At 73.1% G+C, this 9,072-nt stretch carries 6 protein-coding genes; 2 read left to right on the forward strand and 4 right to left on the reverse strand.

The features are described 5' to 3' along the window. Nucleotides 1-168 precede the first annotated feature (168 nt). Both ACIRPH_RS21555 and ACIRPH_RS21560 read right to left on the reverse strand, forming a co-directional pair. Nucleotides 169-1,572 (reverse strand): replication-associated recombination protein A, encoded by a 1,404-nt coding sequence (locus ACIRPH_RS21555; RefSeq protein ID WP_402916999.1) that lies wholly within the window; start codon nucleotides 1,570-1,572, stop codon nucleotides 169-171. 77 nt (nucleotides 1,573-1,649) lie between these two features. After that, nucleotides 1,650-3,704 carry a SpoIIE family protein phosphatase gene (locus tag ACIRPH_RS21560; protein ID WP_402917001.1) on the reverse strand — a complete coding sequence of 685 codons (2,055 nt, stop codon included), beginning with the start codon at nucleotides 3,702-3,704 and terminating at the stop codon, nucleotides 1,650-1,652. Nucleotides 3,705-4,286: 582 nt separating this feature from the next. Between ACIRPH_RS21560 and ACIRPH_RS21565 the strand changes: the two genes are divergently transcribed. Continuing rightward, nucleotides 4,287-4,430 (forward strand): hypothetical protein, encoded by a 144-nt coding sequence (locus tag ACIRPH_RS21565; protein WP_267948924.1) that lies wholly within the window; start codon nucleotides 4,287-4,289, stop codon nucleotides 4,428-4,430. Nucleotides 4,431-4,534: 104 nt separating this feature from the next. Here ACIRPH_RS21565 and aspS read toward each other — a convergent pair whose 3' ends face one another. Both aspS and ACIRPH_RS21575 read right to left on the reverse strand, forming a co-directional pair. Then, on the reverse strand, nucleotides 4,535-6,295 hold the full coding sequence (gene aspS / locus ACIRPH_RS21570) for an aspartate--tRNA ligase (protein ID WP_402917003.1): 1,761 nt from the start codon (nucleotides 6,293-6,295) through the stop codon (nucleotides 4,535-4,537). Between the two features lie 269 nt (nucleotides 6,296-6,564). Next, complete coding sequence (locus tag ACIRPH_RS21575) at nucleotides 6,565-7,242, reverse strand: MBL fold metallo-hydrolase (RefSeq protein ID WP_402917005.1); 678 nt, start codon at nucleotides 7,240-7,242, stop codon at nucleotides 6,565-6,567. Between the two features lie 451 nt (nucleotides 7,243-7,693). Here ACIRPH_RS21575 and ACIRPH_RS21580 point away from each other — a divergent pair, with 451 nt between their 5' ends. Continuing rightward, nucleotides 7,694-8,926, forward strand: coding sequence for a DUF349 domain-containing protein (locus tag ACIRPH_RS21580; RefSeq protein ID WP_402917007.1), 1,233 nt, complete (start codon nucleotides 7,694-7,696; stop codon nucleotides 8,924-8,926). Nucleotides 8,927-9,072 lie beyond the last annotated feature (146 nt).

Genomic DNA, 9,072 nt, shown 5'->3' on the forward strand with positions numbered 1-9,072 from the left:
GCGACCGCCCCGCGGGCGCCTCCTGCCGCCCGGGGCGCGGGCGCCGGCCCTCCGGCGGGGCGGGGGCGGTGCCGGCGCTCGTCCCCGCCGACGGCCGGGCGCCGACCGTCGCGGCCCCCGTGCCCGGCCTGCCGCCCGGGGCCGGACGCGGGGCCGGGTCCGCCCCCTCTACCCCCCGCTCTTGAGCACCCCCTTGATGCGTTCGAGCACCTCGGAGAACCTGCGCTCCGCCCCGTGCCGGGTGGGCCTGTAGTACTCGCGCTCCGTGAGCCCCTCGGGGGCGTGCTGCTGGGGGGCCACCCCGCCGGGGAAGTCGTGGGCGTAGCGGTAGCCCTTGCCGTGGCCGAGTTCGGCCGCGCCCTTGTAGTGCCCGTCCCGCAGGTGCGGGGGCACCGGCCCGGCGCGGCCCGCCCGCACGTCGGCCATGGCCGCGTCGATCGCGCTGACGACGGCGTTGGACTTGGGCGCCAGGCTGATGTGGATGACGGCCTGGGCGAGGTTGATGCGCGCCTCGGGCATCCCGATGAGCTCCACCGCCTGGGCCGCCGCCACGGCCGTCTGGAGCGCGGTGGGATCGGCCATGCCGACGTCCTCGCTGGCGTGCACGACGATCCTGCGCGCGAGGAACCGCGGGTCCTCCCCCGCCTCGATCATCCGGGCGAGGTAGTGCAGGGCGGCGTCGGGGTCCGAGCCGCGCATGCTCTTGATGAACGCGCTGATGACGTCGTAGTGCTGGTCGCCGGAGCGGTCGTAGCGCACGGCGTGCCGGTCGACGGCCCGCTCGACGTCCTCGGCGGTGATGGTCACCGGTCCGGCGCCGGACCCCTCCGCGTCGGGGCCGTCCTCCGGGGAGGGAGCCCCCGCCCCGGCCGGGGGCGCGCCGGCCGGGGCGGGCCCGGCCACCAGGGCGGCCGCCTCCAAATAGGTCAGGGAGCGGCGCCCGTCACCGCCGGCCAGGCGGACGAGGTGGTCGGTGGCCTCGTCGGACATGGCGTACCGGCCGCCCAGGCCGCGCCCGTCCGTCAGCGCCCGGTCCACCAGGGCGCGGATGTCGTCGTCGTCCAGCGATTCCAGGGAGAGCAGGAGGGAGCGGGACAGCAGCGGGCTGACCACGGAGAAGAACGGGTTCTCGGTGGTCGCCCCGATGAAGCTCACCCACCGGTTCTCCACGGCGGGGAGGAGCGCGTCCTGCTGCGTCTTGTTGAACCGGTGGACCTCGTCGACGAACAGGAGGGTGCGCGTGCCGTGCATGCCCATCCGGCGCTTGGCCTCGTCCACCACCGCGCGGACGTCCTTCACCCCGGCGTTGACCGCCGACAATTCCACGAACCGCCGCTTGGTGACCCTGCTGACGACCGTGGCCAGGGTGGTCTTGCCGGTTCCCGGCGGGCCCCACAGGAAGACGGACATGGGCGCGTCGTCCTCGACCAGGCGGCGCAGCGGACTGCCCTCGCCCAGGAGGTGGCGCTGGCCCACGACCTCGTCGAGGGTGCGGGGCCGCATGCGCACGGCGAGCGGTTCCTGCCCCTTGGCGGCTTCTGCCCCGGCATCGTCGAACAGTGTTTCGGACACCTGCCCAGGGTAGGGCTGGCCGGGGACCGTTCGGTCCGGCGGGCGGAGCCGTGCACCCGGTGGCCGCTCCCCGGCGCTCAGGGCGCGGGCGTCGCGGAGGTGGTCGGCGCGGGAGCGTCCGGCGCGGGTTCCGCGGGGACGGGGGTCATCCGGGTGATGAGCAGGGCGATGTCGTCGCCGCGACCGGCCGGGGCCATCTCGGCGATGACGTGCGCGGCCTCCCCCGGGTTCTCGTAGTGGGCGGCGAGGGCTTCGCCGACCTGGGCGAGGCCGTCGCCCATGGGGAGTTCCGAGCTCTCCACCAGGCCGTCCGAGCACAGCAGCAGCGTGCTCCCGGGCGGGAGCATGCGGGTGGTGACGGCGTACTCGGTGTCGGCGAGCACCCCCAGGGGCGGGCCGGTCTCGGGCTCCCACAGCTCGTAGCCGCTCCCGGAGGCCAGGACGACGGGCGGCTGCCCGGCCCAGGCCGCCTGCATGACGCCGCTCTCGCGGTCGACCACCAGGTAGCCGCAGGTGGCGAAGACGATCTCGCCGGTCTCGGTGAGGAGCCGGTTGGTCTCCCCGAGGACGACGCCGGGGTCGGACTGGTTGGTGGCGTAGGCGCGGAAGGCCACGCGGATCTGGCCCATGGCCGCGGCGGCCTCGACCCCGTGTCCCTGCACGTCGCCGACGAGCAGCCCGACCTTGTTGTCGGGGAGTTCGATGACGTCGTAGAAGTCGCCGCAGATGCGCCAGTCCGCCCGGGAGGGCAGGTACTTGGTGGCGATGTCCATGTCGGGGAAGCTCGCCACCTGGCGGGGCAGCATACGGCGCTGGACGGCGTCGGCCAGCTCCAGTTCGGCCTGCTGGGCCTTGATGCGCTGGAGTGCCTGGCCGGCGAGCCCGGCGAAGGTGAGCATGAGCGCGCGCTCGTCGCGGCTGGCGTGGTGGGGGCGGTCCCAGACCATCTGCCAGACGCCGAGGGCGACCTTGCCGTCCCCGAAGATGGGCACGGTCGCCCAGGCCTGGCCGCGCACCTGGCGCATGAGCTCGACCGCCGCGGGGAAACGGCTGATGATCTCCGCGCGGCTCTCGAAGAAGCGGGGCTGGCGGTCCTGGATGACCGCGCCCATGGGGAAGTCGGTGTCGTCGGCGCGGCGGCCGTCTATCTGGTCGATGTTGCCGCCCCGGGTGCGCGCGCCGGGCGACCCGCGCAGCACACCGCCCTCGACGTACAGGGCGATGGCCTGGATCCCGCCGAAGATCGGCAGGAACTCCTCGCTGAGCAGGTCCATGACCTTGTCGACCGTGGTGGCCGAGACGAGCTTGGAGGACAGCTCGGTGACGAGGCGTCCGTGCTCGGCCTCGGTGCGGCGGCGGTCGGCGAGGCGGCGGACCAGCTGGACGTGCTCGGTGACGTCGTCGACGATGCCGACGAGCCGGTCGGGGTCGCCGGGGACGTAGCGGGCGCGCACGTGCAGGGAGCGCTCGTCCCCGAGCCGGTCGAAGACGCGGAAGCGCTGCTCGTAGTCGCGTCCGGTGAAGGAGGCGGACATGGCGTCGCGGACGCGGGCGATGTCGTCGGGGTGGACCCGTTCGAGGATGCGTTCGAGCTCCCGGTCGTTCCCGGCCAGGAGGGCGCCGAGCGGGGTCGGGCCGAAGAGTTCGCGCAGGCGGCCGGTGCCCAGTTCCAGGCTCCACAGCACGGAGTCGGAGTTGTCGGTGCGGAGTTCGCCGACGACCCGCAGGTCGGCCTCCTCGGTGGAGAGCACGTGCATCAGGACGACGACGCGGCGGCCCTCCCCCGCGGAACCGTCCTCGGCCGGCCCGGGGAGGGGCCGCAGCTCGACCTCGACCAGGCGCGATCCCTTGTCCGTGACGCCCAGGTGCAGGCGGGAGCGGCGGCCCCGGTTCCCGGCGGCCGCCTCGGCGTGGGCGAGGGCGCCGCGCCGGACGTCGTCGCCGTCGAGGAGGTCGTGCCACACCAGTCCTGCGAGGTCGGACTCACCACGCCCGAACAGCTCGGTGAAGGCGTGGTTGGCGTGCAGGATCGCGCCGTCGGCCGTGGCCAGCACCATGGGCTCCGGGGCGTGGGAGAACGCCCCCGCGAGCGCGCTCTCGGAGCCGTCGCCTGAAGCGCGTTTTCCGTTCACGTATGACTCATCCTCATGTCGTTTCGGACGTCACACCCGCGTTCAGGCGCGGTCACCCCGGGAACGTTCCGATCGGCTCATTCTAGTGGCCGTGCCGGGGTCTGTTCCGGTGGTGGAGCGGGGCGGGCGGCACGGCCCGCACCGCGGGGCACCGACGGGACCCGGTCGGGCACGGACCACCATGGTCCACCAGCGGAGGGGGGAGGGCGCGGGGTTCCACGCCCGTGACCGCATTCGTCCGGACACGGGGCGTGAATCGTTACGCTCGTGTGACTCAATGGCGCAGAATGCACTCCGCCACCACTCCGTACGCGAAAGGGGACATCCCCACTGGCACATCGTGTTCACTCCAGGACACGTGTGGATCGCGGTACGGGAAAGGTGATTCGCACCCAACGGTAGGGGATGGCGGCCCCCGGCGCATCCGGGCCCGGGCGGCGGGGCCGGGTTCGGCCGTCTTCGGGCCGAACGGCTACGCCCGATAGTCGACGAATATCTCCGTGTGACCGTTTAGGAAGGTTCAAAGTAGGCCTAATCCGGGCACCGAACATGAAGTGTGAAATTCTCCGACCCCCTGAGGACATGCCCATGTACCTGGTGCTCAAGCGTGCCGTGGCGACGTTCAGGATCAGCGGCACCGTCTGGGACTGGGACTGCCGACTGTGCGGCAGCAGCAACTCCGACGGCGACCACTCCTGCTGGAGCTGCGGGGGCAGGAAGCCGTAGCCGCTCCGTCCCCGGGGGCCGGCACACTCCCGGAACCGCGTCGGGGGCGGTGCGCGTCCACCGCGCACCGCCCCCGGCACAGGGTCCTCAGGACCCCTCCGGACCTACTTCCGGCCGGCCCTGGCCTGCGCCTCGGCCTCCGGGTCCGCGTCAACCCCGGCCTCGGCCCGCTGGGCCCCGGTGATCGGGGTGGGCGCCCCGGTCAGCGGGTCGCCGCCCGAAGCGGTCTTCGGGAACGCGATGACCTCGCGGATGGTCGGCTGGCCGGCCAGGAGCATGATGATCCGGTCCCAGCCCACGGCCAGGCCGCCGTGCGGGGGCGGGCCGAACTTGAACGCCTCGAGCAGGAACCCGAACTTGGACTCCGCCTCGGCCTTGCTCAGGCCGATCGTGTCGAAGACGCGCTGCTGCATCTCGGCGCGGTGGATACGGATGGACCCCGAGACGAGCTCGTAGCCGTTGAGCACCAGGTCGAAGGCCCGGGAGTTGGTGGTGCCCGGGTGCTCCTGGAAGTCGTCCTCGTCCTCGACGGCCGGAGCCGTGAAGGGGTGGTGAACAGGCTTCCAGGAGCCCTCCTCGTCGGCCTCCTCGAACAGCGGCATGTCGGTGATCCACAGGATCTCCCAGAGGGAGGTGTCGATCAGGTCGCACCGCTTGCCGATCTCCAGGCGCGCGGCGCCGAGCAGCTCCTGGCTCTCGGAGCGCTTGCCGGCCGCGAAGAAGACGGCGTCGCCGGGCGCCGCGCCGACCTCGGCGGCCAGGCCCTCGCGCTCGGCCTCGGACAGGTTCTTGGCGACCGGGCCCCCCAGGGAGCCGTCCTCCTGGACGAGCACGTAGGCCAGGCCCTTGGCGCCGCGCGAGCGGGCCCACTCCTGCCAGGCGTCCAGCTCCTTGCGGGTCTGGGACCCGCCGCCCGGCATGACCACGGCGCCCACGTAGGGGGCCTTGAAGACCCGGAACGGGGTGTCCGCGAAGTACTCGGTGACCTCGACCAGCTCCTGGCCGAAGCGCAGGTCCGGCTTGTCGGAGCCGAACCGGTCCATGGCCTCGGCGAAGCGCATCCGGGGGAACCGCTCGGGCAGCTCGACGCCGCGCACCTCGCGCAGGAGGCGGGTGAACAGCTTCTCGCCGACGGCGAAGATGTCCTCCTCGTCGACGAAGCTCATCTCCAGGTCGATCTGGGTGAACTCCGGCTGCCGGTCGGCGCGCAGGTCCTCGTCGCGGAAGCAGCGGGTGAGCTGGTAGTAGCGCTCCATGCCGCCGACCATGAGCAGCTGCTTGAACAGCTGCGGGGACTGCGGCAGGGCGTACCAGTGGCCCGGCTGGAGGCGGACGGGGACCAGGAAGTCGCGGGCGCCCTCGGGGGTGGAGCGGGTCATGTAGGGCGTCTCGACGTACACGAAGCCGAGGTCGCGCATGACGTCGTGGGCGACGTAGGTGGCCTTGGAGCGCAGGCGCAGGTTCTCCGCCATCTCCTGGCGCCGGATGTCCAGGTAGCGGTAGCGCAGGCGGGTCTCCTCCGCCACGTCCGCGGCGCTGTCCAGCTGGAAGGGCAGCGGGGCGGACTCGCTGAGCACCTCGATCTCGTCGGCGGCGACCTCGATCGCGCCGGTGGGGATCTCGGGGTTCTCGTTGCCCTCGGGCCGGACCCGGACCGTGCCGGTGACCTTGATGCAGTACTCCGCGCGGAGGTCGTGGGCCAGGTCGTCCTCGCGGACGACGACCTGGGCCACTCCGGAGGCTTCGCGCAGGTCGAGGAAGACCACTCCGCCGTGGTCGCGGCGGCGTGCCACCCAGCCGGCGAGGACAACGGTCGCGCCGGCGTGCTCGGCGCGCAACGCACCTGCCTCATGCGTGCGTATCAACGGACTTCTCCTTCAGCGTCTTGGTTCGTGTCAAGTGTGCCCGACCTGCGCTTTGGTACGGGCCAGTCCTGTGCACACCGCCAGCGCGCACCCGGGCCCGGAGGGACCGGGAAGGGCGGTGTGGAAACCACCGGGACCCGCCTCGGGCGGGGCCGGTGCGGATATCTCGTCCGTCGCGGGGCCGGGGGGCGGCGCTCGGGGCGTCGAGCCCTCGGCGGTGTTCGGTGGTCATCACGTCGTCCCTGCGGGGTGGGTCGTCCGGAGCGGGCTCAGCCGGCGATGTCGCGCAGGTACGGATTGGTGGCGCGCTCCCGCTCGACCGTGGTGGCGGGGCCGTGGCCGGGCAGGACCTGGGTGCCGTCGGGCCGGGCCAGGACCGCGTCGGCGAGGCTGCGCAGCATGGCCTCGTGGTCGCCGCCGGGGAAGTCGGTGCGCCCGATGGACCCGGCGAAGACGAGGTCGCCCGCGAACATGACGGGGACCCCGTCCTCCGTGGTGACCGTGTAGACGACCGAGCCGGGGGTGTGGCCGGGGGTGTGCTCCACCCCGACCTCCAGCCCGGCGAGGGACAGGGTGTCGCCCCCGGCCACCTCGACCAGGTCCGAGGGCTCGGTGTGGGGCCCCTCCCCCAGCAGGGAGGACAGCCGGGCGGCGAAGCCGGGGTCGACCCCGGCGGCGGGGTCGGTGAGCAGGTGGCGGTCCCGGGCGTGCACGTGGACCGGCACGCCGTGGCGCCCGCCGAGTTCCGCGGCCGACCACACGTGGTCGAAGTGCCCGTGCGTGAGCAGGATCGCGACGGGCGTCAGGCCGTGCTCCGACAGCACCTTCTCGACCTGTTCGGCCGCCTCCTGCCCGGGATCGACGACGATGCAGTCGCCGCCGGGGGCCGGTGCCAGCACGTAGCAGTTCGCGGCGAGGGGCCCGGTGGGAAGTGCGGCGATGAGCACGGCGGATGTCGTCCTGTCCTCGGTCGGGTGCGCGGATCGGAGGGACGGGCCCGCGGTTCGGACGCGCGAACCCTCAGGTGCAGAGCCTACCGAGGCACGGGAGGAGGGGCGACCCGTCGGGCACCTCGGCGAAAGCGTTTGATCACCATTCGATCACCGCGCGCGGCTCGCCTCTTTGCCAAACCGCGTGGTAATGCCATATTGGTCACCGTCGTCGTGTGCGCCGAGGCCCCGACCTGCGCCTCTTCGGGGCGGGGGCGCGGCCCGGAGGGACACACGGGGACGCGCGGACACGCATGATCTGCGCCGATGTGAATCACGGCGCGTCGCCGCCCGTCGAATCGTATGGATATCGTGCTGAGCACGGTGGTTCCCATCACGACGCGGCGCGCGAGCGGCGCGACGACCCGAGCCCGCCCCACGGCGGGGCTCATGACAGCAGGAGGACACGGTGACCACGGACCCTTGGGGCCGCGTAGACGACGACGGCACGGTCTACGTCCGCACGAGCGAAGGTGAGCGGGTCGTCGGATCGTGGCAGGCGGGGGCGCCGGAGGAGGCTCTGGCGTTCTTCCGACGCAAGTACGACGCCCTGGTCACCGAGGTGGAGCTGCTGGAGAAGCGGCTCCGCAGCACGGACCTGTCCGCCGCCGCCGCGATGTCGAACATCGACAAGCTGCGCGCCGCCGTCACCGATGCGAACGCCGTCGGCGACCTGGAGTCGCTGGGCAGGCGGCTGGACGCCCTCTCCGGCCGCGCCGAGGAGCGCAAGGTCGAGCAGAAGCAGGCGCAGGAGCAGGCCCGCGGGCAGGCCCGGGAGACCAAGGAGCGCATCGTCGCCGAGGCCGAGCGGGTCGCGGCCGAGACGACGCACTGGAAGTCCGGCGGCGAGCGGATGCTGCAGCTCATCGAGGAGTGGAAGAAGGCCCCCCGGGCCGACCGCCCCACCGAGCAGGCGCTGTGGAAGCGGATGTCCGCCGCGCGCAACTCCTTCTCCAAGCGCCGCAAGACGTACTTCGCGAACCTGGACCAGGAGCGCGACTCCGTGCGCGTGGAGAAGGAGCGCATCGTCGCCGAGGCCGAGGCGCTGTCGGGCTCCGACGATTGGGGGCCCACGGCCCGCGCCTACCGCGACCTCATGCAGCAGTGGAAGAGGACCGGGCGCGCGGACAGAGCGAGCGAGGACAAGCTGTGGACGCGCTTCAAGGCCGCCCAGGACCGCTTCTTCGACGCGCGCAACGCGACCTTCGCCGAGCGCGACGCGGAGCTGCGGGTCAACGCCGAAGCCAAGGAGCGGATCCTGGCCGAGGCCGAGGCGGAGATCCCGGGGATCTCCGACCCGCGCCGGGCCCGTGCCCGCCTGCGCGACTTCCAGGAGGCGTGGGAGGAGGCCGGTGAGCTGCCCCGCGACGTGCGCGACCAGCTCGAGGGCGCCTTCCGCCGGATCGAGGACGGTGTGCGCCGGGCCGAGGACGCCGAGTGGGAGCGGAGCAACCCGGAGGCGATCGCCCGGGCCAGGGACACGGTGTCCCAGCTGGCGGCGGCGATCACCGACCTGGAGGCCAAGCTGGAGAAGGCCAGGGAGCGGGGCGACGCCCGCCGCGTCAAGGAGCACGAGGACGCCCTGGAGGCGCGCCGTTCGTGGCTGGCCGAGGCGGAGAAGGCCCTCGACGAGCTGAGCTGAGGGACCGGGTCACGAGCGTGGGGGAGGGGCGCGCCCCCCCCGGGGGGGGGCGGGGCGGGGGGGGGGCCCCGGCCCCCCCCGGCCCCCCCGGGGGGGGGCCCCCCGGGCCGGGGGGGGCCGCGGGGGGGGGCCCGCGCGGATAAGGA

The sequence above is a fragment of the Nocardiopsis sp. NPDC101807 genome (assembly GCF_044766605.1).
GTDB lineage: Bacteria > Actinomycetota > Actinomycetes > Streptosporangiales > Streptosporangiaceae > Nocardiopsis > Nocardiopsis tropica.

Bases quoted from the DNA above. Each gene is read 5' to 3' on its own strand.
- ACIRPH_RS21565 (WP_267948924.1), top strand. From the start codon at position 4,287: ATGCCCATGTACCTGGTGCTCAAGCGTGCCGTGGCGACGTTCAGGATC.